This is a genomic window from Dyella sp. SG609 (assembly GCF_012275375.1).
In the GTDB taxonomy this organism is placed as follows: domain Bacteria; phylum Pseudomonadota; class Gammaproteobacteria; order Xanthomonadales; family Rhodanobacteraceae; genus Dyella_D; species Dyella_D marensis.
In genome coordinates this window covers 216,460-242,117 of record NZ_JAAZQJ010000007.1, presented here as the reverse complement: position 1 = coordinate 242,117, position 25,658 = coordinate 216,460, and the positions used below count along the sequence as shown (strand labels likewise).

Below are 25,658 nucleotides of genomic sequence, written 5' to 3'. Positions count from 1 at the left end.
GACCTCCCGCATGGCATAAAAGGTGGCATCAGCGACATTTAAGCCGAAACCGCTTCGGCTTACAACTAGCGCCACTCGCCGCCTACCCGCCGGCGTTGTGGAGATTCCTTCCGATGTCCGCCATTCCCGAGCAGGTGGCCGCCCGGCCCCGCCTGAACATCCTCAAGCCCCTGGCCGGCGCCGTGGTCGCGGCCGGCCTGGCCTTCTACGGCATCCACTGGTGGACCGCCGGCCGCTTTGTCGAAGACACCGACGACGCCTATGTCGGCGGCGACACCACCGCGATCGGTGCCAAGGTGCCGGGCTATGTGCAGGCGGTGGCGGTGACCGACAACCAGGCCGTGCACAAGGGCGAGCTGCTGGTGAAGATCGACGACCGCGACTACCGCGCCGCGGTGGCCAGGGCGGAAGCCGCGGTCGCCGCGCAGCAGGCCGCGCTGGGCAACCTCGATGCGCAGAAGCATCTGCAGGAGAGCGTGATCGCGCAGGCACAGGCCGCGCTGTCCGCCGCGAATGCCGAAGCGAAGCGCTCGAAGCTGGACGACGCGCGCTACCGCGAACTGGCCGGCCGCGCCGCCGTTTCGGTGGAAAGCGCGCAGCGCGCCGAAGCCACCTTCGCCACCGCCGCCGCCGCCACGCAGCGCGCCGTCGCCGCGGTGCAGGCGGCGCAGCGGCAGCTGGAGGTGATCGACTCGCAGAAGCGCCAGGTCGAAGCCGCGCTGCTGCAGGCCAGGGCCGAAGCCGAACTGGCGCGGCTCAATCTCGGCTACACCGAATTGCGCGCGCCGGTGGACGGCGTGGTCGGCAACCGCCGCGCCCGCGTCGGCACCTATGCTGCCGCGGGCAGCCAATTGCTGGCGGTGGTGCCGGCACACGGCCTGTGGGTGGACGCCAACTTCAAGGAGGACCAGCTCAAGCGCATGCGCGTGGGCCAGGCGGTGGAAGTGCGCGCAGACGTGATGCCCGGCCGCGTGTTCCAGGGCCACGTCGCCAGCCTGGCGCCGGCCACGGGTGCGCAGTTCAGCGTGCTGCCGCCGGAAAACGCCACCGGCAACTTCACCAAGATCGTGCAGCGCGTGCCGGTGCGCGTCGAACTCAACGGCACGGACGGCGACCTGGGCGTGCTGCGCCCCGGCCTGTCGGTCACGGCACGCATCGATACCAAGGCGCCATGAGCCCGGTCGCCCACCTCAGCCCGGGGCAGAAGGTATTCGCCTTCGCCAGCATGTGCCTGGGGATGTTCATCGCGCTGCTGGATATCCAGATCGTGTCGGCCTCGCTGCGCGATATCGGCGGCGGACTGTCGGCGGGCGCGGACGACGTGGCGTGGATCCAGACCGCCTACCTGATCGCCGAGATCGTGGTGATTCCGCTCTCGGGCTGGCTGTCGCGCGTGTTCTCCACGCGCTGGCTGTTCGCCGCCTCGGCGGCCGGCTTCACCCTCACCAGCCTGCTGTGCGGCGCGGCCTGGGATATCCAGAGCATGATCGTGTTCCGCGCCGCGCAGGGTTTTCTCGGCGGCTCGATGATCCCCACCGTGTTCACCACCGCGTTCGTGTTCTTCGAAGGCAAGCAGCGCGTGATCGCCGCCGCCACCATCGGCGCCATCGCTTCGCTGGCGCCGACGCTGGGGCCGACCCTGGGCGGCTGGATCACCGACCACTATTCCTGGCACTGGCTGTTCTTCATCAACCTGGTGCCCGGTGTGTTCGTCGCCATCGCCGTGCCTTTGCTGGTGAAGATCGACGAGCCGGACCTGTCCCTGCTGAAGTCGGGCGACTGGGCCGGCATCACGCTGATCGCCGTCTTCCTCGGCTGCCTCGAATACACGCTGGAAGAAGGCCCGCGCTGGAACTGGCTGGAAGACGGCACCATCCGCACCACCGCGTGGGTGAGCCTGGTCGCCGGCGTGCTGTTCGTATGGCGCGGCTTGACCGCGGAGCATCCGGTGGTGGATCTGCGCGCGCTGAAGGACCGCAACTTCGCGCTGGGCTGTTTCTTTTCCTTCGTCACCGGCATCGGCCTGTTCGCCACCATCTACCTGACGCCGCTGTTCCTGGGACGGGTGGAAGGCTACAGCGCGTTCCAGATCGGCAAGGCGGTGTTCTCCACCGGTGTGTTCCAGATCCTCAGCATTCCGGTGTACGCGTTTCTTGCCAACCGCGTGGACCTGCGCTGGCTGCTGATGTTCGGCCTGGCCCTGTTCACCGCTTCGATGATCGAGTTCATGCCGATCACGCACGACTGGAGCAGCACCGAACTGCTGCTGCCGCAGGCGCTGCGCGGCATCGGCCAGCAGATGGCGGTGCCGCCGACGGTGACCTTGACCCTGGGCGGACTGGCGCCGGCGCGGCTGAAGCATGCCTCGGGCCTGTTCAACCTGATGCGCAACCTGGGCGGCGCGATGGGCATCGCCGCCTGCGCCACCATTCTCAACGACCGCACCAACCTGCATTTCTTCCGCCTGGCCGAGCACCTGACGCCGGCCAACGAAGCGATGAACAGCACCTGGAGCGACCTGGCCGGCGCTACCGAAGCGTCCAGCGCCGCCCTGAAACAACTGTGGCAACTGACCTTCCGCGAGGCGCAGACGCTGACTTACGCCGACGCCTTCTTCTGCATCATGCTGTGCTTTGCCGTGGCGACGGTGATGGTCCCGTTGATGCGCAAGGTGCAGCCTCCCACCGGACCCTCCGCCGATGCGCACTAAGCTGCTTTCCTCCCTGCTCGTTCTTGGCCTGGCCGGTTGCACCGTCGGCCCCGACTATGTGAAACCCGCGCTGCCCGCCGCCGGCGCGTTCCATGAAACCGGCGATCTGATGGCGCCGGCCAAGGCCGCGCCGCCGGCGCTGGACACCTGGTGGACCGGCTTCGGCGATGCGCAACTGGTGCGCATCGTGGAGCGCGTGCTGGCGCAGAACCTCGACCTGGCCGCCTCCGCGGCACGCGTGGAACAGGCACGCGCCGCCGCACGCCACGCCCAGGCCGAGCGCCTGCCGCAAGGCTCGCTCGACGGCAGCGCCGCGCGCGTGCGGCAGTCGGAACTGAGCCCGCTGGGCAGGGTGGCCAGTGCCTTGCCGGGTTACGAACGCAATCACACGCTGGAAGAAGCCGGCGCGGGCGCGAGCTGGGAGCTGGACCTGGTCGGCGGCCTGCGCCGCGAATCGGAAGCGGCGGATGCGGAATACCAGGCGGCCGAAGCCAGCCATGCCGGCGTGCGCGTGTCGCTGGCGGCCGAAGCGGCGGATGCCTATTTCCGCGTGCGCGGCGCGCAGGCGCGCATCGCCATCGCCGAAGATCAGATCCGCAATGAGCAGGGCCTGCTCGATCTGGTGCGCCTGCGCCAGCAGCATGGCCTGGGCACCGCGCGCGAAACCGCGCAGGCCGAGGCGCTGCTGCTGCAGGCGCAGGCTACGGTGCCGCCGCTGAAGATCGAGCTGGAGACGCAGCTGAACCGGCTGGACGTGCTGATGGGCGCGGCGCCGGGCACGTATGCGGAAGAGATCCGGCCCGGGCATGCGCCGTTCGCCATTCCGTCGATCGATACCGCCGAAGGTCCCGCTTCGCTGCTGCGCCGCCGGCCGGACGTGATCGCGGCGGAGCGCCACCTGGCGGCGAGCAATGCGCGGATCGGCGCGGCCGTGGCGCAGTACTACCCGTCGTTCTCGCTGTCGGCGCTGCTGGGTGTGAGTTCGATCGCGCCGGGAAAACTGTTTACCGGTTCGGCCGTGCAATCCAGCGGCGCGCTGGGCCTGCACTGGCGCTTGTTCGACTTCGGCCGCGTGGATGCCCAAGTGAGCGCGGCCAAGGGCGCCAACGCGGAGGCGATGGCCGTGTACCGCGGCTCCATGCTGCGCGCGACCGAGGATGTCGAAGACGCCATTGTCAACCTGGTGCAGCTGGAAGCGCGCCATGGCGTGCTCGACAGCGAGGTCGACGCGCACGTGCGCGCACGCGATGCGGCCAAGGATGCCTACACCGGCGGCGCGGTCAGCCTGATCGAAGTGCTGGACGAGGACCGCCAGCTGCTGGAAGCCCGCGACAGCCTTGCGCGCATCCATGCGGACGAGGCGCGCGCGGCGGTGTCGGTGTTCCGTGCTCTGGGTGGCGGCTGGAACGGCGCCGCTGCGGGCGAGCCGGCCCTCAACGTTGCTGCGTCGCCACGCGCAGGCCGAGCGAAATGAAGATGGCGCCGACGATCTTGCCCTGCCAGCGCGCCAGCCACGAAAGGCGGCCGAGCAGCCGGCCCAGCGGCTTGATCGACAGCGCCAGCAAGCTCGTATAGAGCGAGCTGAGCACCACGAAGATCAGGCCGAGCACGGCGAACTGCAGGAAGGTAGAGCCGCGCTCGGGATGCACGAACTGCGGCATGAAGGCGAGGAAGAACAGCGCGGTCTTCGGATTGAGCAGTTCGGCCGCAATCGCCTGCAGGAAAGCCTTGGCCGGCGCGATCGGCGCCACGGCGGGCAGGGAAGGGCTGCCGGGCCTGGCCAGGAAGGCGCGGATGCCGAGGTAGATCAGATACGCGGCGCCGACGTATTTCACCGCATTGAATGCCAGCGCCGAGGTCATCAGCACCGCCGACAGACCTACGGAGGCGAACAGCGTGTGGCCGAAGTCGCCTGCCGCAATGCCAAGGCCGGTAAGCACGCCGGTCTTGCGGCCGCCCTGGAGGGTGCGGCTCACCACCAGCAGCACGGCGGGGCCGGGGATCAGGAACAGGCCGAGCACGACGGCGATGAAGGTGCCGAGGGTGGGCAGGTCGAACATGGCGGGCTCCGGCGGGTGGGCGAGCTGCATGAATCCCTGGCATGGCTTTCAAGTCAAGCGGCACCCTCTCACCACCGTCATTCCGGCCTACGCCGGAATGACGGCCGGCGTAGACATACCCATCACAAACCCAAGCGCAGATTGCGAAGGTTTCGTGAGCGCAAGGTCGCGAACACGGACGTCAACCACAGGGGGCAACACCATGTCATTCAAGATTCTCTGCTGCGACGGCGGCGGCATCCGCGGCGTGATCACGGCGCTGCTGATCCAGGACCTGGACAAGAGCTTCGGCATCATCAAGAACGCCGACGGCTTCGCCGGCACCTCGACCGGCGGGCTGATCTCGCTGGGGCTGGTGAACAACGTGGATATCGGCCGCATCGTCGACCTCTACAAGCACGACGGCTCCACCATCTTCACGCCCAATGGCTGGCTGCTCGATGCACAGGCCAGGCAGCGCGACAAGGCGCCCGCGCAGGCCACGGAAGACCTGCTGGGCAGCGGCCCGGGCATCTTCAGCTGCCAGTACGTCAACACCGGCTTGCAGTCGGTGGCCAAGAAGCTGGTGGGCACCGGCCCGCTGTCGTCGGCCAGCCGCTTCGTGGCCGTCAACTCGGCGCAGTTGTGGGACGCCAGCGCCAACAGCTGGATGCCGTGCACCATCTCCAACGGCAAGAACAACGCATTCCGCAACATCAGCATGGTGGACGCCGCGCTCGCCACCTCGGCCGCGCCGACCTATTTCCCGCCGTATGCGGTGGGCGACTTCGGCTACTTCGCCGACGGCGGCACCTTTGCCAACAACCCGTCGATGGCGGCGATCGTCGAGGCGGTCTACCAGGGCTTCGCCAGCAGCACGTCGGATATCGTCATGCTGTCGCTGGGCACCGGCGCCAACCCGGTGGGCGTGCCGATGAACGCCGTCTCCGATCCGCTGGACTGGGGCGTCACCCATTGGCTATGGCCCTTCAGCGACGGCACGGTGCCGGCCACCGCGCTGCTCAACCTCACCATGGACGCCACCGCCGAGCTGGCGGCCGTGCAGGCCGGCCAGATGCTGGGCGGCAACTATATGCGTGCCAATGTGCCGCTGGACCAGCCGTTCGCGCTGGACGACTATGCGAACGTAGGCGAGCTGGTCCGCGCGACGCAGCACTACATCGAGCACTCCGCCGACTGGCAGACGGTGCGCGCCTGGGTGGGAAATAACTGGAAGTAATGGCGATGAAGCTTCTGCTCACCTCCGGCGGCGTCAGCAACCCGAGTATCCGCCACGCGCTCGAGGACCTGCTGGGCAAGCCCATCGCCGAGTCCACCGCGCTGTGCATCCCCACCGCGATGTACGGCATGCTGCCGCGCACCGCGGTGATGACCTGGCGGCAGATCGCCGGGCAGACGCCCACGCCGATGGTCGAGCTGGGATGGAAATCCGTCGGCATGCTCGAGTTGACCGCGCTGCCGAGCATCGACAAGGACAACTGGGTTCCGCTGGTGCGGGAAACCGATGCCTTGCTCGTGTGCGGCGGCGATGCGCTGTATCTGCACCACTGGATGCGCGAGTCCGGCCTGGCGGAGCTGTTGCCTTCGCTGGGCCGGACGGTCTACGTGGGACTGAGCGCCGGCAGCATGGTGGTGGCGCCGCAGGTCGGCGAGGAGTTCATCGGCTGGAAGCCGCCCGCCGGCGGCGACAGCGCGCTGGGCCTGGTCGGCTTCTCGATCTTCCCGCACCTGGACAACCCCATGTGCCCGGACAACACCATGGCCGATGCCGTGAAATGGGCCGCGCGGTTGCCGGTGCCGGGGTATGCGCTCGATGACGACACCGCCATCAAGGTGGTGGATGGTGCCGTCGAGCTGGTCTCCGAAGGACAGTGGAAGCTCTTCGAGCGTTAGCCGGCGAGGCCGTGCGCGGCCGGTTTCGCTTCCGCCCGCTACTTCGGCGGCGGCAACCGCGACGCATGGCTGGCCACGATCACCCAGCCCGCGGGCTTGCGCACATAGGTGTCGGTGAACTGGAAATCGAGCGCATAAGGCTTGCCGTCGCTGTTGCCTTCCACGCGGGTGATGCCGGTGACCACCGCTGCATCGCCATACACGCGCACCTTCGAATCGCGGTTGCGGAACACGTCGTACTTCGTGCCGCCGCGCAGGTCGGCGACCTCGTCGGCACGCGTGGTGACCTTGCCGGTGGAGCTGGTGAGGGTGAAGGTCGGGTCCAGATGCTGCTCCAGCCAGTTCGCGTCCTCGCGCTCGAAGGCTGCGCAGATGTCGCGTTCGGCCTGGAGGATCTGCTGGACGTCGTCCTTCTGCGCGGATCGGGCCGGCACGCTCGCCAGCAGAAGCACGGGAAGCAACAGCGCGGGAAGGGCGGCGATGGCACGCATGGTCTGCTCCGGTTCGAGGCGGCGGCCCTGTATAGCATGCGCGGCGCTTCGCCATCGCTTGTCAACTGGCGCATGCTGCGGGGATGGAAGAGTTCATCCAGCCTCGCACATTGGGCCGCGGCCGCAGCTACGTCTATATGCTGCCGTGCCGCGACCAGGATCTGCTGAAGATCGGCTTCTCGCGCGAACCGCTGCTGCGCTTGCGCACGCTGCACCCGCGCTTCTTCGATTACTTCGACCTGGAGCGCGGCCTGCTGCTGGAAGTGGAGCGCGTGGCGCAGGCGCGGGCGATCGAGCGCGACATCCTGCTGCGGCATGCGCCGGAGCGCTCGCCCGCGCCGCTCGCCGTGCCGGATCAGGCGGCGGGGTACACGGAATGGTTGCGCGGCGTCGAGCCGCAAGTGACGGCGCGCCTGCGCGACGTGGCCGAACGCGAGGCTTGCCCGCTGCATGGCTTGCACGACTGGGTCAGGCAGATGTTCGACGCGCAGTCGGACCGGCTTTACGGCCTGTCGCTGAAACTGCTCGAAGCCATCGAGTACGAAACGTTCAACGTGCCGGAGGAGCTGTCGACGGGACAATCCGCGCGCTCATTGGCCTACATCCTCGATGCCTGTGAAGCCGTGGGCGTCGACATGGCGGCGAGGTTTCCGGAAGCGGTATTGGCCTGGCGAAAATACGCGCCCGGATAACAGCCGCGCCGCCGTTTCGAATTGCGATCCACCCCACACTTGACTCCGAAGCGCCTAGACGCCTTCGTCACAACCCCAAGCGCACATTCCTGCGGCCCACGTACGCAATGTCGTGGGTTTCCACGGACAGGGGGAGTCATGAAGCGCACCACGCATCTGCTGCTGTAGGCCTGCTGCGCCTTCGGCCCTGAAGCCGTGCGCGTTCGCGCATGGTTTTTCGTCGCATGTCCATCGCGGCACGTGCACGTGCGCCCGCGCGGGTGCGCCTGCGCCCGCCGCAGGAAGCTGCACCCGGGGCCGGGCTTCGCCGTTCGTCATCACCCGAGCCACAACGCATCACCACACACAAGGAGAGTTGCATGAGTACATGTAAGGGTACGCATGAAGGTGTAGCTCGACACGGTCCTCGAACGCCGCGATGGTGGCGCAGGCTCGCCGTCGCGCCGGCCTGCCTGACCCTGCTGGGACTGGCGATGGCCGAACCCGCCTCGGCGGCGATCCGCCACGGCCTGACCTGGCGCGTGCTGGAACAGCAGGGCGCCTATGTGCATGTCGGCCGCGACGACATCACCAATGCCTACCAGGGCGACACCACGGTCGACCAGATGCTGCCGATCCTGTGCCTGTACAAGGACGGCCGCGCGGCGCCGGGCGGCATCAGCTTCGACTACAGCAACGGCTGGGTGCAGGGTGCGCTGCAGCTCAGCGCGCCGATCACCGGCAGCGCGCTCACCTCGCAAGCGCAGGCCGACGGCATCTGCGCCAGCCAGCTCGGCGCCGGCTGGCGCATGGCGGAATTCCACGACGGCGGCGGCGGCTGGTCGTACTGGGGCACGGGGCAGCTGCCCACCGACACGCGCTTCTGGGTGGCCATCAACGACCAGCCGGCCAACCCGTGGAACTCGGCGGGCGATCCGCCGCCGGTGGATCCGCAGGATCCCAACTTCAACCAGCAGACCGTGCAGACCGGCGCGGGCTGGAAGCTGGTGCAGACGGCCGGCACGCTGGACGACACCGGCGCCGCGTTCAACGAGCAGTTCTACCAGGTGGACGGCGCGGCCGGCTTGAATGCCTCGCCCCTGCCGCAGCAGCTCAAAGATGCGATCGCCGCCGATATCGCCGCCACGCCCGCGGGCGAAGCGGTGAGCTATTCGGTGAGCAAGACGATTGCCGACGAAGTGGCGCTGTCGGCCATGCAGGGCAGTCCCACCCAGCGGCTGATCGATCTGTCGGCGCAGGCGGATTCCGCCTCGATGATGGCGTCGGGCAATGTCAGCCGCATGGGCATCCTCGGTTGCGGTGACAAGGACATCACCAAGAACAAGGCCTTCAACTGGGGCTCGCCGATCAACAGCAACTACAACCTGGGCGATGCCAACAGCGGCTTCACCGGCAACGTGACCTTGTCAGGCACCGCCAACGTCAACGCCACCGGCGAAATCCAGATCACGCTCAAGCGCACCGGCATCTGGTTCGTGTGCGTGCCGTACGGCGTGAAGTTCCGCTACGCGCGGGTGAACGGCACGGCCAAGATCGACCAGGGCGCGACGGTGAGCGGTTCCATCACCTATGCCAACCCCAAGGCCTGGGAGTGGCAGATCGCCAAGCCGTTCCTGTTCTCGATCAACTTCATGGCCGGCCCGATCCCGGTGCATATCGGCTTCAACCTGCCGATCACCGCGGGCTTCGACAAGAAGGGCATCACCGCGACGGTGACCGGCTCGGTGACCTACAGCGGACGCAGGATGGTGTCCGGCTACTTCGACTACAACTGCACCAGTTCGGGTTGCACGGGCAGCCAGTCGCTGGATACCACGGACCTGGGCACGCAGCCGGTGACGGCCAGCGTTTCCGGGCGCTTCCAGCCTTCGCTGTATGCGCAGGTGGCGTTCCGCGGTTACCTGTACAGCGACAGCTTTGCCTATGCGCAGGTCGGCATCCGCCCGTACATCATGGGCGACCTGTGGGGTTTCTACGGCAACAACTGCGGCGATGCGGACGGCGACGGCACGTTTGAAACCGTCGACGCGCTGACCTTCGACCTCGATTGGCAGCTGAAGGTGACCGGCCAGGCCGATACCTTCATCACCAAGGAATGGCGCAAGGACATCTACACCTCGCCGCGCTGGCACGTGCAGTTCTGGGACCTGCTGGGCGGCGCCGGTTCGCGCGCGGTCACGCCGATGGCGGTCGGTCCGGCCACGGTGCCGGCGGGCGCGGCGCAGACCTATACGGCGAAGATGCGCTCGTGCTGGCCGTATGCCGACAACGTCAACTTCTCGGTGGACTGGGGCGACGGCAGCGCCGCGTCGGCGGTGAGCGGTCCGGCCGCCACCGGCGTCAATGCCTCGCACACCTGGGCTGCGACGGGTTCGCCGCTGCTGCGCGTGACGGCGCTGAGCGACGCGCACGGCCGCAACCTGGGCAAGGCCACGCAGCGCACGGTGACGGTGAACAACGCGCACGTGCACCTGGGCCTGACCTGGAAGCTGCTGGGCACCAACGGCTCGTACTCGCACGTGGGCATCGACTCCACCAGCAACCCGTACCAGGGCGACACCAATCCGGCCACCGCGCTGCCGGTGCTGTGCCTGCGCCAGGACGGCCGCGCCGCGCCGCCGGGGATGACCTTCGACCCGTACAACAACGGCTGGGCGAAGGGCGAGATCCGCCTCACCGCGCCGGTGCAGGGCCTGTCGCTCACCTCGCGCGCGGTGGCGGACAACCTGTGCGCTTCCACCTTCGGCAGCGGTTTCCGCATGGGCGAGTTCCATGACGGCGGCGGCGGCTGGACCTGGTGGGCGCAGGGCGTGATCAGCGGCGCCAGCCGGTTCTGGGTGGCGATCAACGACCAGCCGGCGAATCCGTGGAACTGATCCGGGAGCGGATGTACTAGTTCCATCGTTTGTCGGGGTGCCATGGCGCGAGCATCGGGATGCTTGCGGCATGGCACCTTTTTTTTTGCGGGCGGTATGGAAATGACTGGAGCTTGTCCGCGAAGCGCCGATCAGGCCGTAGCTGCGCAGCGGCGGGCATTGCGCACCGGACGAGGGGTCTATCTTTTTCTCCCATGGAGGCGCCGGTGCCGGCGTGATGGGTGCGCCGTGCCGAGGGCGGTGGGCATGGAGTTGCCGTGGCAGTCGGTCCAATCCGTGGGAGAGCGATCATGAGCATCCGCAAGCAGGTAGTCCGCCATGTTTTCAACCTTCGCGCCAGCAGGGTGCTTCGAGCGCACGCGCCGTCCCTGCGGGGGGCGATGCGACGCTGGCGCGGACTCGTCATTGCGCCGGCTTGCATGGGCGTGGGGCTGGCCATTGCGGCGACACCTTCGACGGCCACCCACAAAGGCATGACCTGGACGTTGCTGGACGCCCAGGGCTCGTTTTCGCACGTCGGTTTCGACGACCACGAACATTCCAATCCGCTTTTCGGCGATACCGGACCGCATGTCTCGCTGCCCGTGCTTTGCCTGAGGCAGGATGGCCGTGCGGCGCCGTCGTCGATCGCTTTGGACAAATACAGCGGCTGGGCGCAGGGCGAGATCCGCCTGACCGGGCCGGTGGCGGGCGCCACGCTGACGTCGCGGACCGTGGCGGACAACCTGTGTTCCGGCAAGTTCGGCGAAGGCTTCCGCATGGCCGAGTTCTATGACGGAGGCGGCGGTTGGACGTTCTGGGCGGAGGGCTCCATCAGCGACGCGAGCCGATTCTGGGTGGCGAACGACAGCCAGCCGGCGAACCCGTGGAACGTGGATCGGGTGGAGTGAGGTTCCGTTCTGGTCCGCGCGCTAGCGCCGCGCGGTCCGTCCCGTCCTGTTAGTTCCGCCGCTTGGGGCGGTGGGAAAGCCTTGCCGCGGGTGTCATCGGCATCCGCGCATGGCAACTGGCATGTGCTGCGCGTCGTGACAGGCGAATCCGCATCACAGATGGCCCAGGTACTGCATCCCGGTTTGATAAGACTGGCCCTATTTGACTGGCGAATGTCCTCTTTCGGACCGTGTGTTCCCGTATGCTCCGCGCGAAAAATCGGCACCGGCCCGGATGACCCGTCGTTACCGCAGCGGCGAGGGTGCGAGGCGCGGAATCGAACCGCCGGCGGCGGGGCCACGCGCCATCCGCGCCGGGCAGACACGGCGTCGACGCGTTGAGCGCATGGACGATCCCCACGGAACGCGCAGGTTGAGGATACGGACTTGCAGCAGCTCCAACCCAGAAGACCACCGGCCAAGCGCCACCAGCTCAAGCGGCTGCAGCTGCGCCGCAACCAGCTCGAGCGCCTGCAGCACAAGAAGCGCCAGCACCGCATCCAGCTGCTGCAGCAGCAGCGCACCCAGCTGCTGGCCCGGCTGGCGCAATTGATCATCGACATCCTGCGCAGCGGCCTGCAATGGCAGCTGGAATGGGAGGGCGCGTCCAGGCCGGTGCCGAAGAGCACGATGCGGCGCGCCAGCATCGTCCGCGCGCCGGTCTCCGGCGTGGTGGCCAGCGTGCTGCCGCGCGAGTGCCTGCAGGATGTGCCTCTCGCCGGTGTGCCTGCCGTTTCCACCTCGCGGCTGTTGGCGGAACTGTGGGTGGACAAACCCTCGCTGGACTTCATGCGCAAGGGCGCCGTGGTGGTCATCCGCTACCGCGCCTTCCCGCACCAGCGCTTCGGGCGCTACAGCGGGCGCGTGCTGTCGCGTTCGCTGCTGGCGATCTCGGCCCACCGGGCCACGCGGCTATTGGGGCGTCCGACGGACGGTCCGCGCTTTCGCGTGAGGGTGTGGCTGGACCAGCACAGCTCGATCGTCGACGGCCGCACCGAGCCGCTGATCCCGGGCATGACGCTGGATGCGGACATCCTGCTGGAGCGCCAGCAGCTGGCCGAGGGCTGAGGCTTCGAGTCAGCCCGGCCGTTCGAGCGGATACCACGGCTGGCACGACAGCGTGCTGCCGGTGATGTGGATGAAGTCGATGAAGTCCCGCGTATGCGGCGCCGCCGCGTGCGCATCGAGCGCGGCCTTGTCGGCGAACACTTCGTGCACCACGAACCTGCCCGCATCGGTGGGGTGCGCGTGCAGCTGGAACGCCAGGCAGCCCGGTTCGGCCCGCGTATGCCGCGCCAGCACGTCGAAGGCCTGCAGGAAACGCTCGCGCCAGTCCGGCGCGACGGTGGGATAGGCGAGAACGGTGATGGGACCCTGCATGGATGGCCCCGGCGTGCCGCCGTGCGCGCTCACGCTTCTTCCGTGGCGGCCGGCAGCAGCAGGGTGTGGCGGGTGTGGCGCACCTTGGCTTCCAGATAGCGCAGGTTGTGCCGGCCGGAAAACACGCCGGTGGGGCGCACGGCTGCCACTTCGATGCCCAGCGCTTCCAGTTGCGCACGCTTGTCGGGGTTGTTGGTGATCAGGGTGATGCGGGTAAGGCCCAGTGCCTTGAGCATCTCGGCGGCGGCGGTGTAGTCGCGCTCGTCGTCGCCATGGCCCAGCGCGCGGTTGGCGGCGTAGGTGTCGTGGCCCTGTTCCTGCAGGCGGTAGGCGTCGAGCTTGGCGTACAGGCCGATGCCGCGGCCTTCCTGGCGCATGTAGAGCAGATAGCCGCCTTCCTCGTGCAGCCGCGTCAGCGACTCCTGCAGCTGCGGGCCGCAATCGCAGCGCGCCGAGCCGAGCACATCGCCGGTGGTGCACTCCGAATGCAGGCGCACCAGCGGCGCGTCGGCCGTGCCGGCGCCCAGGCGCAGGGCGAAATGCTCCTTGCCGTCGGACAGGCCGTGGAAGCTGTACATCAGGCCGGCCGCCTCGCGCCCGTCGGCGAGATGGAGCGGCAACTGCGCGGTGGTGCGCACGCTGGGCGTCTTGTCGAGCGGAACGGCGTGCACGCAGGAAGAGGACATGGAGAGGATCTCGAGGCTTGGGGGAGGCCGCGTGTATAGATGGGGACGATCATGTGAGTGCTCAACGCGCCCTGATGGGTTGTATAGGGCGCGCCCCGCGAAACCGACAGGCCTGCATCGGGAACACAGCGTTCGCCCGGGTGGCCGCGATTCGATCTCCCGGGGCTTTGAGACAACGCGCCATTCTAGCGTTTCGCCCAGTCGCCGGCGCCCGCGGCGAGGCCTGCAATGACTTGCCGCCGCCGCCGCCGCGGTGGACATGGGCGTCTATACTTTCAGGCTGAGCAAGAACGGCAAGGCGCGGAAGGTGCAGGCGCGCTACACCTTTGTCTACAAGAGGATCGACGGCCCGTGGCAAATCGACAATCACCCTTCCTCGCCGATGCCAGGACCAGTTTCGCAACGCGCGGGGACGGTGCGGCAGGCCTGGGGCGCACGCTCACCAGGGCGTGGCGGCGTTCCTGCCTGGGCCTGGCGGGGACCATGGCGGCCATGTCGGCGGCGGCGGGCGAAGCGCCCGCAAGCGCCGCCTTCGTCGACCTGCGCTATCGCTACAGCAACCTGTATTCGCAGTCGGCGCCGCTGCGCGGGCATGCCAATACGGTGCGCCTGCAGTTCGGCTATCGCTGGGCGCTGGGCAACGGCTGGAGCGCCTATGCCGAGGGCATCGCGGTGCGCTCGCTGTTCGGGCGCCAGTACGACGACACCTCCGGCCGCCGCCTGCCGTATCCCGTCGAGGCCGATCCGAAATCGACCGGCCTCACCAATGCCTGGCTGGAATATCGCAACGACGACGTGCGCGTGCGCGTCGGCCGCCAGTACGTGGTGATGGACGGCGGCCGCTTCATCAGCAGCAACGGCTGGCGGCAGACCTCGCAGTCCTTCGACGGCGTGGGCGTGGCCTGGAAGGCGTGGGACGGCGCGGAACTGCGCTACCACTGGCTGGACCAGGTCAACCGCACGGTGGGCGAGGATTTCCCCGACCGCCAGCAGCGCCGCTGGAAACTCAGCGCGCATCTGCTGCACCTGGATCAGGCATTGCCGCTGGGCAAGCTCACTGCCTACGGCTATTTCATCCGCAACAGCACGCGGCCGGTCAATTCGGTGCGCACGCTGGGCCTGCGCTGGAGCGGTACGCGCAAGCTCGGGCCCGAGGGCGCCAGCCTCGGCTGGATCGCCGACGTGGCCCGCCAGCACGACTACGGCAACAACCCCGCGCAGTTCAGCCTGGGCTACCACCTGGCCGAAGTGAGCTACGGCTACGCGCCGTTCTCGCTCAAGGCCGGCGAGGAGCGCCTGGACGGCAATGGCCGCACGCCGCTCAACGTGGCCTATGGCGCGGCGCGCGCGTTCAATGGCTGGGTGGGCGCCTTCCGTATTCCGGTGGCGGGATTGCGCGACCGCTACGCGGGCGCGTTCGGTAGCCTGCCGCTCGCGCGCAAGGCGAGCTGGCAGGTGGTCTATCGCCACTTCACCCCGGTGCTGGGCGGACCGGCGCTGGGCAACGAGTTCGATGCCGGCGTGCTGTTCGACGTGGGCAGCGGCGTGACGCTGGAAATGCAGTATGGCGACTACCGCGCACGCGGCTATGGCGTGGACGAGCGCAAGCTCTGGCTGATCGCGCAATACCGCTTCGGCCGCCAGCCGTAAACAACGCGGGCCAACTTCCGGCACTTATCGCCTCGCCTGCCTTGCGCCGATAAGTCGGGGCTGGCAAGTGCGCGCCGCGCACTCCAGGCGGAGGTGGGTGCATGGCGAGCAGGCGTCGTTTCGTACAAGGCGTGGCGGGCGCGCTCGCCGGCGCATGGCTGGCGCCTTCGCTGCTGGCGGCGGAAGCCGGGGCGGACAAGGGCGCGGGCAAGAGTGTGAGGGCGGTCGTCGACGATTTCGTCGAGGCGAACGGCTTTCACGGCGTCATCCATCTGGTACGCGGGCAGCGGGTGGTGTTGTCCGAAGCGTTCGGCATGGCCGATGTGGAAACGGGGCGCCGCGCCACGGTCGACACGCTCTATCCCCTGGCCTCGATCAGCAAGTGGTTCGTCTCGGTGGCCGTCTTGCGGCTGGTCGAGCAGGGCAAGCTGGCGCTCGACGGATCCATCGGCGACTACCTGGACGGCTACCGCGCCGACAACGGCGCCAAGGTGAAGCTCAAGCACCTGCTGTCCAATTGCAGCGGCATTCCCAATGGGTTTTCGCCGCGGGTCAAGGCCGATCCGGCGATATGGACCAAGCCCTACACCACGGGCGAGGCGATCGAGGCGTTCTGTTCCGGCGACCTGGCGTTCGAGCCGGGCAGCCGGTTCTCGTACGACCTGACCAACTGGATCCTGGTCAAGGGCATCGTCGAACACGTCACCGGCCAGGATTTCGCGCAGGCCATCGATGCGCTCGTGCTCGCGCCGCTGGGACTCAAGCACGTGCTGCCGCGCTACACCGACGCGGCGCGCGCCCAGGTCGCCGTCGGCTACGCCACGATCGAGCCGCCGGTGCGCAAGATGAATCCGCAGCTGGTGTACATGGTGGCGTCGGGCGGCTATTGCGGCACGGCGGCCGATCTCGTGCGCGCGGCCGAGGGTGTTTATGGCGGTTCGCTGCTGAGCGAGGCTTCGCGCAAGGCGCTGAGCACGATCCTGGTGCCGGCGGAATCGTATGCGCTGGGCGGCCGCGTCAAGGACGTGCAGGCCGATGGCGCGGCACGGGCATTTGCGTGGGAGACGGGGCGCACCGACGGCTACCGCTCGCTGCTGGCGCACCGGCTCGACGGCCAGGCCACCCTGGTGCTGCTCAACAACACCGACCTGAGCCAGAGAATCATCGACGAGTTCGGCGTGGCGGTGTTCGCCGCCGGCGCGCAGGCATAAAAAAAGCGGGGAATATCGCTATTCCCCGCCGCTTCCAGAGTATAGCGCACCCCCGGGCTTGCCGTAAGGCCGGGGGGCAGGCGCAGCATCGCCGGCCTTGTCGGTATCGACAGCCTTGGGAGCGATGCGATGGCAGAGCACGATGTGGTGATCGTCGGCGGTGGTCCGACGGGTTTGATGCTGGCCGGTGAACTGGCCCTGGCGGGCATCGACGTGGCGATCGTCGAGAAGCGCGCCAACCAGGATGTGCCCGGTTCGCGCGCGGGCGGCCTGCATGCGCGCACGCTGGAAGTGTTCGACCAGCGCGGCATCGCCGACTGGTTCATCGCGGAAGGGACACCGCATCCGCATGCGTATTTCCACGTGGCGCTGGATATCAGCGACTTTCCCACGCGGCACAACTACACGCTGGGGCTGTGGCAGAAGCATATCGAGCGCATCATGGCGAGCTGGGTCGCCGCGCTGCCGGTGACGTTCCATCGCGAGCGCGAGGTGGCTGGCTTCGCGCAGGACGAGCGCGGCGTCAGTGTCGCGCTGGCCGGTGGCGGCTCGCTGCGCGCTTCGTACCTGGTCGGTTGCGATGGCGGCCGCAGCATCGTGCGCAAGACGGCCGGCATCGCATTCGACGGCTGGGACGCCACCAAGAGCTGGCTGATCGCCGAGGCCTCGATGCGCGAGGAGCCCGCCTGGGGTTTCCGCCACGATGCGATCGGCACCCACGCCATCGGCAAGGCCGAGGACGGCCGCGCACGCATCGTGCTGACCGAAGCGCGGCTGAGCTCGGCCGGCGATCCCACGGTGCAGGAAGTCGGCGCGGCCCTGGCCACCGTGTACGGCACCGACTTCGGCATCCACGACGCCAGCTGGGTTTCGCGCTTCACCGATCTCAGCCGCCAGGCCGCGGCGTATCGCGAGCGGCGCGTGCTGCTGGCCGGCGACGCCGCGCACGTGCATCCGCCGATGGGCGGGCAGGGGCTCAACCTGGGCGTGCAGGATGCGGCCAATCTCGGCTGGAAGCTGGCGCAGGTGATCAAGGGCACCGCGCCGGACAGCCTGCTCGATACCTATCAGGCCGAACGCCACCCGGTCGCCGCGCGCGTACTGCGCAACACCATGGCCCACGTCGCGCTGCAGCGCAGGGACGAGCGCAGCCTGGCGCTGGACGAATACCTCACCGAGTTCCTCGCCATGGACGAACCGCGCAAGCGCATGGCGGCGGAGGTGATCGGACTGGGCATCCGCTACGACCTCGGCGAAGGGCATCCGCTGCTGGGGCGGCGCATGCCCGACCTGGATCTGCTCACCGCCGGTGGCCCGTTGCGGGTCTACAGCCTGCTGCACGAAGCGCGTCCGCTGCTGCTCAACCTCGGCGCGCGCGGGGTGCTCGATGCGGCGATCGCGCCGTGGGCCGATCGCCTGCGCCGCGTCGATGCGGGTTGCGAAGGTCCGTGGGAACTCCCCGTGCTGGGCCGCGTCGAGGCGCCTTCCGCGGTGCTGATCCGTCCCGACGGCTACGTGGCCTGGGTCGGCGACGGTGGCGACAGCGGACTGGCCGATGCGCTCGCCACCTGGTTCGGCCCGCCGGCGAAGGCGTAGCGCCTTGTCCGCTCCGTCAGGCGGCGTTGGCGGCGTGCAGCGCCGTCCGTGCCTCGAGAAACGCCATGCGCGGCGCCGGATGCATCAAGAAGTTCTGGTGCGAGATATTCCAGGCATAAGCGCCGGCCAGCGGAAACAGCAGGCAATCGCCGATGGCCAGGGCCTCCACCGGCTGTGCACGCGCCAGGACGTCCTTGGGCGTGCACAGCTGGCCGACCAGGGTGACGCGTTCGTTCTCGATGGCCGCGGCGCGCTGGCCGCGCAGGATGCGGAACGGATGGTCGTGGCCCTGCGCCGGCGGCGTGCGGAAATGATGGGTGCCGCCGCGCGCCACGGCGAAGTACTCGCCGTGGCTGCGCTTGATGTCGATGACTTCCATCGCATACCAGCCGCAGGCGACGCTGACGTAGCGGCCCGGTTCGAAGCGCAGCTTCAGGCCATGCGCATGTTGGCGCAGCACCTCGCGCAGGCCGGTGCAGAACCGCAGCCAGTCGAAGGATGCCGAGGGTTCGGCGTAGTCGACGCCGAAGCCGCCGCCGGCATTGACCGTGCCGATATCGAGCCCGTAGGCGGCTTTCCAGCGCTGCGCGATATCGAGATAGGCGCGCACCAGGGCGAGCTGCATCAGCGCGTCCTTCTGGTGCGACATCAGATGGAAATGGAAGCCTTCCAGCCGCAGCGCGGGATGCTCGCGCAGGATCGCCACCGCCTGCGGCAGATCCTGCTCGTCCATGCCGAACGGCGTGGGCTTGCCGCCCATCATCAGGCGCGTGTCGCCGACGCCGGGCACGGCGATATTCATGCGCAGGAAGATCGGCACCGGCCTGCCGCCGCGCTCGGCGATGGACGCGAGGCGGGCCAGTTCGCCCAGGCTTTCCACATGCAGCGTGCAGCAGGGCAGCGATGCCGCGAGGGCCAGTTCGCTGTCCAGCTTGCCGGGGCCGCCGAACAGCAGGGGATGATCCGCCTGCTGCTGGTGCAGCCAGCGCAGCTCGCCGCCGGAGGCCGCTTCGAAGCCGTCCACCCACGGCGCCACCGTCTGCAGCACCGGCGCCTCCGGGTTGGCCTTGGCGGCGTAGTACAGCTCGCAGCCGTCGGGCAGGGCTTCGCGCATCCAGCGCACGTGCTGCTGCAGCGCCTGCAGGTCGTAGAGGTAGGCGCAGATCGGTTCGGGCGATTCGGTGCGCCATTGGGCGATCTGCGCTTCGATGCGTTCGGGTGGGCAATGCAGGGTCATGCGTGGATACCTGGTCGAAGCGGGATTCAAGCCACCTGGCGCGCGGCGGCCGGCGGGCTGATCGGATTGGGCAGATAGGTGTAGTCGGAGTCGCGGTCGGCGCGCTTGAACAGGCGCGTGCGCAGGTTGTTCTTGCTGGGCAGGGCCGCGCCTTCGAGCAGGCCTTGCAGCAGCGGCTGCGCGCCGTGGCGTTCCTGCCAGCGCTGCGCGATGGCGCCGATGCACGACCATAGCCGCTCTTCGAGTGCGCTGTCGCCGTCGGCCAGGTGGAAGATCGCCTCGGCCAGGTTGTTGACCAGGGCGCAGTAGACAACGCGCTTCCAGCCTAGCTCCTGGCCGTAATGCACGGACTGCCGCGCGCGTTCCGACAAGCCGGCCAGCGATGCTTCCGGCCAGCGTTCGCGCACCAGCTTGGTGCCTTCCAGGTCGCGTATCCAGAGGCGCGCCGGCATGCCGCGGTCGAAGCCGATCACGGTGTTCTGCAGATGCGGTTCGAGCACGATGCCGTGCTTGAAGAAGGCCAGCCACACGCCGTCCAGCAGCAGGCCGGCATAGGCTTCGAACCAGGCGATGGCGGTGCGCGCATAGCCGGCGGCAGAAGCGGACGGGCGCAGCATCGCCTTGCATATGCTGGCGCCGTGGCGGTCGGTGGCGAACAGTGCGCCGGCCACCTGCGGGTGGTAGCGCTCGCGTACCAGGGCGGCGGGATTGTCGCGATAGAGGATGCCGAAGCTCTCGGCCAGCTCGCGGTGCGCCTCGGCGTCGCCGCCCAGCGCGCTGAAGTCCAGCGTGGTCGCCGCCGGCTCCAGCATCACGCCGAAGCCCGGCACGCGCTCGCCCACGTCGCGCCATGCCGGTTCCAGCAGCGCGGTCATCGCCACCGCGCTTTCCAGTTCGTACCAGGCGTTCTTGCGCACGCAGTTGGTGAGGCGCACGTGGATCGACATCTTGAGGAAGTAGTCGAGCTCCGCGTGGTACATGGTGCGCACCGACGAGGTCGGCTGCAGCGCCATGCCCAATGGACCCAGTGGTTCGATCAGGCCGCGTTCGCGCGCCTGCCGCAGCAGCGGATGGGCGAGCAGGCGTTCGGCTTCCCACGGATGGCAGGGGTAGAGATGCTCCGCGCCGGCCACCTTGGCCAGCGTGGCGCGCGCATCGCGGCCCAGGCTGCGCAGCAGGCCCGGATCGATGCGGAACCAGTACAGCGGAACCCGCACCCGCGCTTCCGGCGAGCAGGCCAGCACCTGCGCCAGCGGCACGCCTTCGCGGCTCTTCGGGGTGGGATGCAGCGCGTGGCCCCACAGCATGCCTTGCTCGGCGTCGATCAGCGCGTCGCCGCTGGGCATGGCATCGGCGGAGAGCTCCAGCAGATGGCGGGTGATCTCGATGCTGTTGGCGGATTGCGCCAGCAGCTCGGCGTTGAAGCCGCATTCCGGCGCCAGGCGTTCCAGCAGGAAGTGGATGGTGGTGCGCGCATCGGCGCAGCGCCAGCCTTCGCCCGCGGCCTTCAGATATGGCGCCGACGTATAGGTGCAGCGGCCGAGCCGGCTGCTCTGGCCCAGCCGCACGCATAGCGCGTAACCCGATTGCGCGAAGCCGATGCGCAGCAGCGGGCCTTCGCCGAGCGCGAGGCCGGCCGGGCGGTCCAGTCCGCGGTAATCCATATCGGCCTGGCCGCGCGGCAGCGCGAATTCGCGCAGATAGCAGTTGAGCCAGCAGGCGATCGCCTGCGCATCGGCCTGGGCCGCATACCACTGTTCACGCATCGCTTGCTGAAACATAGGTTTGCCTCGATGGAAGGAAGAGATAGCTGCGCGCGGCGCAGATCAGCGCGATGGCGCCCGCCATCGCCGCGGCGACGAATGGCGTGGCCAGGCCCCAGCGATGCACCAGCGCGCCGGCGGCCACGCCGCCGAGCGCGCCGGCCCATTTGCCGCAGGCGTCGAAGCGGCCGAACACCCGTCCCGCACCGTCTTGCCCGGCGTGCTGGCTGAGCGCGCGATTGAGTCCGCCGATGGCCAGCAGCATGCCGATGCCGTAGAGCACGCGCGCCGGTGCGAGCAGGCCGGGGCCGGCGAGCAGCGCATGGCCCAGGCAGGCCAGCGAGAACAGGCCCAGTCCGAGCAGCAGCGGCCGTTGCGGAGCGGAGCTGCGTGCGCGCAGCCAGGGCAGCAGCACCAGGTACACCAGGTGCGGCAGGCTGTAGTACAGGCCGGCGTGGCTGTCGCTGCCCACGCCCAGCGCTTCGCTGTAGGAAATGAAATAGGGGAAGGTCACCACCATGGCGAAGTAGAAGAAAAACTGCACGAGCAGCAGCGGCGCCAGTTCGCGCAGATCGTCCGGGGCTTGCGGCTTTGCGTTGGCGGAAGAACTTCTGGTCACCGTATCGGCCGGCAGCAGCCAGGTCAGCAGCAACGCCAGCAGCGGCAGCACGGCCAGATAGCGGTACAGCGTCTGCGCCAGGCCCAGGCCGGTCGCCAGGCCGAGCAGGGCCGGCGCGGTGACCATCGCCAGGCGCGCGGAGAACTGCGTCCAGTCCAGCGCGCGCGTCAGCGACTGGCCTTGCGCCTGCGTCGCCAGGTAGGCATTGGCCGCCGCCAGCGAACCGCCGCAGGTGCCCTGCACGATCAGGGCGCACACGAACCAGGCCAGGTTCGGCGCGAAGCCCGCCATCAGAAAGCCCAGCACCAGTCCGGCCTGCGCGCGCATCAGCGAGAGCTTGCGGCCGTAGCGGTCGGCCAGCCGTCCCCAGGCCGTGGCCGTCAGCGCCGTGCACACGGTGGGCAGCACGTAGAGCAGGCCGCTCAGCCAGTCGGACGCGCCGGGCGCCAGGCCTTCGAGCACGCGCGGCATGAACACCGGCATGCCCAGGGCGGTGAACGCCGCCAGGTAGTGGGCGGCCAGCACGGAGGCGAGCGTGCGCATCAAGCCGCTCCGTCGGCGTGGCGTGCGCCGGCCGCCGTTTCGTCCGCCAGCATGAAGTTGGGGCCGCTGTCGCCGTAGAACTTGTTGATGTCGCTGGCGCCGGTGATGCGCTTGCTGAGCAGGCTACCGGCGCTGAGCAGGTATTTCACCGGCAGCCAGGGCGCTTGCAGCAGGCGCTCGGCCGGTTGCGTGTCGATGCCCTGGCGTTGCAGTTCGACCAGCGTGGCGCGCAGCGTGCGGCGCAGTACCGCGTACATCGGTCCGCGCCACGCCGGTTGCCATTCGGCCACGCCTTCGAGCACGGCCAGCAGATCCAGCTGCAGGATGATGGTGCAGAACATCCGCGCCAGGGCGGCATCGTCGTCGACCGGAATGCGCGGGTCGCGCAGGGCGCCGAGCGATTCGATCCCCGGCAGCCGCGCGCGCAGGCGCGGCAGCAGGACGCGGGCGGAGTCGTTGTCCTTCATCAGCAGGCGCGGCGCCTGTCCTGGGGCGTAGATCAGCACGGTGTTCTGCTGGTTGGCTTCCAGCGCCACGCCGTAGGCCAGCCACAGGCGCAGGTGCACTTCGCTCAGCAGCGATACGTACGATTGCCACCAGGCGAGCAGGTCGCCCTGGTGGAAACGGTCGGCAAGATGCGCGGCGAAGGGACGGCCGTCGGGCATGGTGCTGCTCAGCGCCGCAGCGGGGACAAGGGTGGCCTCGGGCAATGGCGGATAACGGCGGACCAGATAGGCAAGGTGCCTGGCCTCGTCGACATGGCCGCCGTGCGCTTCGTCCACATGCACGTAGCGGTTGCGCAGCGCGTCGTCGCCTGCTTCGATGGCGGTGAGCGCCTGGGCGAACCAGTGGCCGTCGTACAGCGTCGACGGCTTGATCAGGCGCAGGTTGAGCGCGCCGAGGGTGCGCATCAGCAGCGGCAATTTGAGGTGGCTGCCGGGATGGTTCACCGGCATCACGGTTCGCACCGACAGCGTAGGCCGTACCGGCAGCCACGCGAGCGGCGCGCGATGCGTATCCGGCGGCAGCGGGAAAGCGTCGCCCTCGTCCAGTCGCGGCCAGGTCAGCGGGTGCACGGGGAGCAGGGCATGCGTCGCGGCCAGCGTTTCGTCCAGCCCTACGTCGCGCATGCGGGGCCAGAATGCGGGTTGCGGTGTGGTGAGCTTCAGTGCATCGCGCGGCACCGCCAGCCAGCGCAGGTCGAAGCTCGGATCGAACTCCGGCGCATAGGCGCGCATATCCGTTTCGCCGAAGCCGGACTTGGCGCGCGCGGTCGGATAGAACGGATGGTCGCGATAGCTCGCCACCTGGTCGCAGCGCAGGGCGCGTTCGTCCCAGCCGGCGGCATCCAGGGCGCCGGCCAGCGCATCGGTGCGTTCTGTATAGGCCTGGCGCGACAGCGCGCGATGCTCGGCGGCGCAGCGGGCTTCCGCCGCGTAGTCGCGATGCAGCTGGCGGGTCTCCTCGTCCAATCCTTCCGCCAGCAGCGCCAGCCACGCATCCGCGCCGTGTTCGTAGGCCAGCCCCTGCGGCGTCTCGCGCAGCCATCCGTCGCCGAGCGCGCGCAGGCTCTGCATGTAATCGCTGGCCTGCACCGGCAGCCACAGCACGCCGCCGGGCAGGTGGGCGATGCGCCACCAGCGTTCGGGAAAGCGATGTTCCGGCCATGCCTGCCGCGCTGCCGGCGCGGGCGCCGCTTCGCTGCCGCGGTGCATGATCCCGCGCAGGTCTTCGCGCAGGCAGCAGTCGATGATGCGCCAGGCGATATAGCCGCTGTCGCCGCGGTTCATGCGTCGGCTCCCTGGGCGATGTGCCATTGCAGGCCCGGCTCGGTCGCTTCCAAGGCCTGGCCGAGATCGTGCTCGGTCTGGGCCACGATGCTCAGCGCGCCCAGGTAGTCCTTGTTGGAACGGCTCAGGCGGATCTCGTCGCCCTGTTGTCGCAGCCGCCGGTATGCGACGTGCGCGCGCTCGTGTTGCTGCGCCCGGTCGTCGCTGATCTGCAGCAGCCGGCCTTCCTCGCTGGCCACGTAATAGCGCACCAGCGCGTGCTGGCTGGCCGGCTGCAGCGGTACGAGCGGTTCGCCCAGGTGCAGGCGCAGGATGGCCTCGAACCAGCGCCCGCCATGCATGCGGTCGAGCATGAACTCGCGGCCGTCGCCGATGCTGCGGTAGTTGATCTCGACCAGCATGGGGCCGCGTTCGGTAAGAATGAATTCGCTGTGGCAGACCCCGAAGTCCACGCCGAAGGCCAGCACCTGGGCCAGCGCCTGCTGCCGCTGCTGCGTGCCGGCGGGGCCATTCCAGCGCGCTTCCAGTTCGATGAAATGCGGCGGCTCGGACAGCGTCACGTCGAAGCCGCCCACGGCCTGCGTGCGCCGCCGGTCGCTCAGCGTCTCCAGCGTGAACAGCGGACCGTGCAGGAATTCCTCCAGCAGCACCGCGCGCCCCGGGTGGCGTTGCCAGAACGCCTGCAGATACTGCTGCAGCTCGCCGGGGTTGGCGCACAGCTGCACGTCGAGGCTGGCCACGCCCTCGCGCGGCTTGGCGATCAGCGGCCACGGCGCATGCGCGGGGATGGCCTGGCCCGGCATCAGGCTTTCGAACCACGGCGCGGGCAGGCCGAGCGAACGCAGGCGTTCGCGCATGGCGGCCTTGTTCTTCGCGGCATAGCACACGCGCCACGGTTTGCCCGGCAGGCCGAATGCTTCGGCGACCAGGGCGGTGGAAGTCTGCAGGTGATCGCTGTTGGAGAACACCGCGCCCGGCCGGATACCCGCGCCGTGCAGCACGTCGATCACGCTCAGCGGATTGAACACATCGCATTCGATCACCTGCTGCGGCGCGTGTTCCGGCGCGCGGCCGAAATACTCCAGGTGCTCCAGCCGGTGATCGGTCAGCAGCACCACGGGCAGGCCCAGGCGATGCGCGGCGGGAAGGAAACCATCGGTGACCGCCGCGTGGCATACGTGGGTCAGGATCACCAGGGGCGACAGGTTGTCGGTCATGAAGATATCCGTGTGAGAGGTCTGCGCGTGGCGGACTGCTCGGATGCCGGTCATGGCCGAAGCGCGAGAACGCGCGCAAGCCATCCACACGGCATCCTCGGCGGTCTGCCGAAGCGCTCGTTTCGACTGTGATGGCTGGGCCGGGCGGAACGCCCGGCTGGCTCGGTAGTGCTGCGGTCCGCTACCGCCAGGGCCGCGAATGCGCTGGTGCGTTCGCGGCGGGTTCTGGCTCGGCGCATCCCCGTGCTTGCATCGGCGCAGGAAGTTGCCGGAATCCTGAGCCGATGCGGCCGATCAATGGTGCATGGCGGCAGG

The 25,658-nt window shown here is 68.6% G+C and carries 21 protein-coding genes and 1 pseudogene; 13 read left to right on the top strand and 9 right to left on the bottom strand.

The genetic code is table 11. From position 1 onward, the window contains the following. Positions 1-113: 113 nt before the first annotated feature. The 3 genes from FHW85_RS14685 to FHW85_RS14675 are packed head-to-tail and all read left to right on the top strand — an operon-like array spanning position 114 to position 4,184. Positions 114-1,175: an HlyD family secretion protein gene (locus tag FHW85_RS14685; RefSeq protein ID WP_167256251.1), complete on the top strand. Its 1,062-nt coding sequence runs from the start codon at positions 114-116 to the stop codon at positions 1,173-1,175. Continuing rightward, entirely contained in the window at positions 1,172-2,710 is a 1,539-nt protein-coding gene (locus FHW85_RS14680) for a DHA2 family efflux MFS transporter permease subunit (protein WP_167256249.1), read from the top strand. Before FHW85_RS14685 ends, FHW85_RS14680 begins: the two co-directional genes overlap by 4 nt. Continuing rightward, on the top strand, positions 2,700-4,184 hold the full coding sequence (locus tag FHW85_RS14675) for an efflux transporter outer membrane subunit (protein ID WP_168648742.1): 1,485 nt from the start codon (positions 2,700-2,702) through the stop codon (positions 4,182-4,184). Before FHW85_RS14680 ends, FHW85_RS14675 begins: the two co-directional genes overlap by 11 nt. On the opposite strand, the gene FHW85_RS14670 is transcribed toward FHW85_RS14675, so the two are convergent. After that, positions 4,144-4,770, bottom strand: coding sequence for a LysE family translocator (locus FHW85_RS14670; protein ID WP_168648741.1), 627 nt, complete (start codon positions 4,768-4,770; stop codon positions 4,144-4,146). The two genes, FHW85_RS14675 and FHW85_RS14670, sit on opposite strands and share 41 nt — an antisense overlap. Before the next feature lie 202 nt (positions 4,771-4,972). Here FHW85_RS14670 and FHW85_RS14665 point away from each other — a divergent pair, with 202 nt between their 5' ends. Next, positions 4,973-5,989 carry a patatin-like phospholipase family protein gene (locus FHW85_RS14665; RefSeq protein ID WP_168648740.1) on the top strand — a complete coding sequence of 339 codons (1,017 nt, stop codon included), beginning with the start codon at positions 4,973-4,975 and terminating at the stop codon, positions 5,987-5,989. A gap of 5 nt (positions 5,990-5,994) precedes the next feature. Continuing rightward, positions 5,995-6,663: a Type 1 glutamine amidotransferase-like domain-containing protein gene (locus FHW85_RS14660; RefSeq protein ID WP_168648739.1), complete on the top strand. Its 669-nt coding sequence runs from the start codon at positions 5,995-5,997 to the stop codon at positions 6,661-6,663. 38 nt (positions 6,664-6,701) lie between these two features. On the opposite strand, the gene FHW85_RS14655 is transcribed toward FHW85_RS14660, so the two are convergent. Next, positions 6,702-7,154: a nuclear transport factor 2 family protein gene (locus FHW85_RS14655; RefSeq protein WP_168648738.1), complete on the bottom strand. Its 453-nt coding sequence runs from the start codon at positions 7,152-7,154 to the stop codon at positions 6,702-6,704. A gap of 83 nt (positions 7,155-7,237) precedes the next feature. Here FHW85_RS14655 and FHW85_RS14650 point away from each other — a divergent pair, with 83 nt between their 5' ends. The 4 genes from FHW85_RS14650 to FHW85_RS14635 all read left to right on the top strand — a co-directional run bounded on the left by FHW85_RS14650 (position 7,238) and on the right by FHW85_RS14635 (position 12,719). Continuing rightward, complete coding sequence (locus FHW85_RS14650; protein WP_168648737.1) at positions 7,238-7,846, top strand: hypothetical protein; 609 nt, start codon at positions 7,238-7,240, stop codon at positions 7,844-7,846. 473 nt (positions 7,847-8,319) lie between these two features. After that, entirely contained in the window at positions 8,320-10,722 is a 2,403-nt protein-coding gene (locus FHW85_RS14645; protein ID WP_168648736.1) for a hypothetical protein, read from the top strand. Between the two features lie 290 nt (positions 10,723-11,012). After that, a complete protein-coding gene (locus FHW85_RS14640) occupies positions 11,013-11,612 on the top strand; it encodes a flagellar hook-length control protein (RefSeq protein ID WP_168648735.1) in 600 nt (199 codons plus the stop codon). 426 nt (positions 11,613-12,038) lie between these two features. Then, a complete protein-coding gene (locus FHW85_RS14635) occupies positions 12,039-12,719 on the top strand; it encodes a hypothetical protein (protein ID WP_168648734.1) in 681 nt (226 codons plus the stop codon). A 9-nt stretch (positions 12,720-12,728) separates the two neighbouring features. On the opposite strand, the gene FHW85_RS14630 is transcribed toward FHW85_RS14635, so the two are convergent. After that, the gene (locus FHW85_RS14630) at positions 12,729-13,064 is read right to left on the bottom strand and encodes a putative quinol monooxygenase (protein ID WP_208399782.1); all 336 of its coding nucleotides are present in this window, start codon (positions 13,062-13,064) and stop codon (positions 12,729-12,731) included. Then, positions 13,061-13,717 (bottom strand): GTP cyclohydrolase II, encoded by a 657-nt coding sequence (gene ribA, locus FHW85_RS22405; RefSeq protein ID WP_167256231.1) that lies wholly within the window; start codon positions 13,715-13,717, stop codon positions 13,061-13,063. Before ribA ends, FHW85_RS14630 begins: the two co-directional genes overlap by 4 nt. A 247-nt stretch (positions 13,718-13,964) precedes the next feature. Here ribA and FHW85_RS14620 point away from each other — a divergent pair. The 4 genes and pseudogenes from FHW85_RS14620 to FHW85_RS14605 all read left to right on the top strand — a co-directional run. After that, positions 13,965-14,105, top strand: a pseudogene (locus FHW85_RS14620) (DUF4440 domain-containing protein); the annotation flags it as partial. A gap of 95 nt (positions 14,106-14,200) precedes the next feature. Next, a complete protein-coding gene (locus FHW85_RS14615; protein WP_246866770.1) occupies positions 14,201-15,367 on the top strand; it encodes an alginate export family protein in 1,167 nt (388 codons plus the stop codon). Positions 15,368-15,468: 101 nt separating this feature from the next. Then, positions 15,469-16,578: a serine hydrolase domain-containing protein gene (locus FHW85_RS14610; RefSeq protein ID WP_168648732.1), complete on the top strand. Its 1,110-nt coding sequence runs from the start codon at positions 15,469-15,471 to the stop codon at positions 16,576-16,578. Positions 16,579-16,707: 129 nt separating this feature from the next. Continuing rightward, entirely contained in the window at positions 16,708-18,174 is a 1,467-nt protein-coding gene (locus FHW85_RS14605) for an FAD-dependent monooxygenase (RefSeq protein WP_168648731.1), read from the top strand. Positions 18,175-18,190: 16 nt separating this feature from the next. Here the strand turns inward: FHW85_RS14605 and FHW85_RS14600 are convergent, their stop codons facing one another. From FHW85_RS14600 to FHW85_RS14580, 5 genes are read right to left on the bottom strand one after another with little or no spacing between them, the layout of a single operon-like run. Then, positions 18,191-19,411: a type III PLP-dependent enzyme gene (locus tag FHW85_RS14600; protein WP_168648730.1), complete on the bottom strand. Its 1,221-nt coding sequence runs from the start codon at positions 19,409-19,411 to the stop codon at positions 18,191-18,193. Positions 19,412-19,437: 26 nt separating this feature from the next. After that, entirely contained in the window at positions 19,438-21,192 is a 1,755-nt protein-coding gene (locus tag FHW85_RS14595; RefSeq protein WP_168648729.1) for an IucA/IucC family protein, read from the bottom strand. Beyond that, the gene (locus tag FHW85_RS14590; RefSeq protein ID WP_168648728.1) at positions 21,170-22,336 is read right to left on the bottom strand and encodes an MFS transporter; all 1,167 of its coding nucleotides are present in this window, start codon (positions 22,334-22,336) and stop codon (positions 21,170-21,172) included. Before FHW85_RS14590 ends, FHW85_RS14595 begins: the two co-directional genes overlap by 23 nt. Then, positions 22,336-24,126 carry an IucA/IucC family siderophore biosynthesis protein gene (locus FHW85_RS14585; RefSeq protein ID WP_210427810.1) on the bottom strand — a complete coding sequence of 597 codons (1,791 nt, stop codon included), beginning with the start codon at positions 24,124-24,126 and terminating at the stop codon, positions 22,336-22,338. The genes FHW85_RS14590 and FHW85_RS14585 overlap by 1 nt, the downstream gene beginning before the upstream one ends. Next, positions 24,123-25,343 carry a siderophore biosynthesis protein PvsA gene (locus tag FHW85_RS14580; protein WP_168648726.1) on the bottom strand — a complete coding sequence of 407 codons (1,221 nt, stop codon included), beginning with the start codon at positions 25,341-25,343 and terminating at the stop codon, positions 24,123-24,125. Before FHW85_RS14580 ends, FHW85_RS14585 begins: the two co-directional genes overlap by 4 nt. Positions 25,344-25,658: the final 315 nt, after the last annotated feature.

What these genes read in the sequence shown, in the direction of transcription:
- FHW85_RS14685 (WP_167256251.1), top strand. Translation starts at nt 114, where the DNA reads ATGTCCGCCATTCCCGAGCAGGTGGCCGCCCGGCCCCGCCTGAACATC.
- FHW85_RS14680 (WP_167256249.1), top strand. Translation starts at nt 1,172, where the DNA reads ATGAGCCCGGTCGCCCACCTCAGCCCGGGGCAGAAGGTATTCGCCTTC.
- FHW85_RS14600 (WP_168648730.1), bottom strand. Translation starts at nt 19,411, where the DNA reads ATGACCCTGCATTGCCCACCCGAACGCATCGAAGCGCAGATCGCCCAA.
- FHW85_RS14670 (WP_168648741.1), bottom strand. Translation starts at nt 4,770, where the DNA reads ATGTTCGACCTGCCCACCCTCGGCACCTTCATCGCCGTCGTGCTCGGC.
- FHW85_RS14650 (WP_168648737.1), top strand. Translation starts at nt 7,238, where the DNA reads ATGGAAGAGTTCATCCAGCCTCGCACATTGGGCCGCGGCCGCAGCTAC.
- FHW85_RS14660 (WP_168648739.1), top strand. Translation starts at nt 5,995, where the DNA reads ATGAAGCTTCTGCTCACCTCCGGCGGCGTCAGCAACCCGAGTATCCGC.
- FHW85_RS14585 (WP_210427810.1), bottom strand. Translation starts at nt 24,126, where the DNA reads ATGAACCGCGGCGACAGCGGCTATATCGCCTGGCGCATCATCGACTGC.
- FHW85_RS14605 (WP_168648731.1), top strand. Translation starts at nt 16,708, where the DNA reads ATGGCAGAGCACGATGTGGTGATCGTCGGCGGTGGTCCGACGGGTTTG.
- FHW85_RS14655 (WP_168648738.1), bottom strand. Translation starts at nt 7,154, where the DNA reads ATGCGTGCCATCGCCGCCCTTCCCGCGCTGTTGCTTCCCGTGCTTCTG.
- FHW85_RS14640 (WP_168648735.1), top strand. Translation starts at nt 11,013, where the DNA reads ATGAGCATCCGCAAGCAGGTAGTCCGCCATGTTTTCAACCTTCGCGCC.
- FHW85_RS14615 (WP_246866770.1), top strand. Translation starts at nt 14,201, where the DNA reads ATGGCGGCCATGTCGGCGGCGGCGGGCGAAGCGCCCGCAAGCGCCGCC.
- ribA (WP_167256231.1), bottom strand. Translation starts at nt 13,717, where the DNA reads ATGTCCTCTTCCTGCGTGCACGCCGTTCCGCTCGACAAGACGCCCAGC.
- FHW85_RS14675 (WP_168648742.1), top strand. Translation starts at nt 2,700, where the DNA reads ATGCGCACTAAGCTGCTTTCCTCCCTGCTCGTTCTTGGCCTGGCCGGT.
- FHW85_RS14590 (WP_168648728.1), bottom strand. Translation starts at nt 22,336, where the DNA reads ATGCGCACGCTCGCCTCCGTGCTGGCCGCCCACTACCTGGCGGCGTTC.
- FHW85_RS14645 (WP_168648736.1), top strand. Translation starts at nt 8,320, where the DNA reads ATGGCCGAACCCGCCTCGGCGGCGATCCGCCACGGCCTGACCTGGCGC.
- FHW85_RS14580 (WP_168648726.1), bottom strand. Translation starts at nt 25,343, where the DNA reads ATGACCGACAACCTGTCGCCCCTGGTGATCCTGACCCACGTATGCCAC.
- FHW85_RS14610 (WP_168648732.1), top strand. Translation starts at nt 15,469, where the DNA reads ATGGCGAGCAGGCGTCGTTTCGTACAAGGCGTGGCGGGCGCGCTCGCC.
- FHW85_RS14665 (WP_168648740.1), top strand. Translation starts at nt 4,973, where the DNA reads ATGTCATTCAAGATTCTCTGCTGCGACGGCGGCGGCATCCGCGGCGTG.
- FHW85_RS14595 (WP_168648729.1), bottom strand. Translation starts at nt 21,192, where the DNA reads ATGTTTCAGCAAGCGATGCGTGAACAGTGGTATGCGGCCCAGGCCGAT.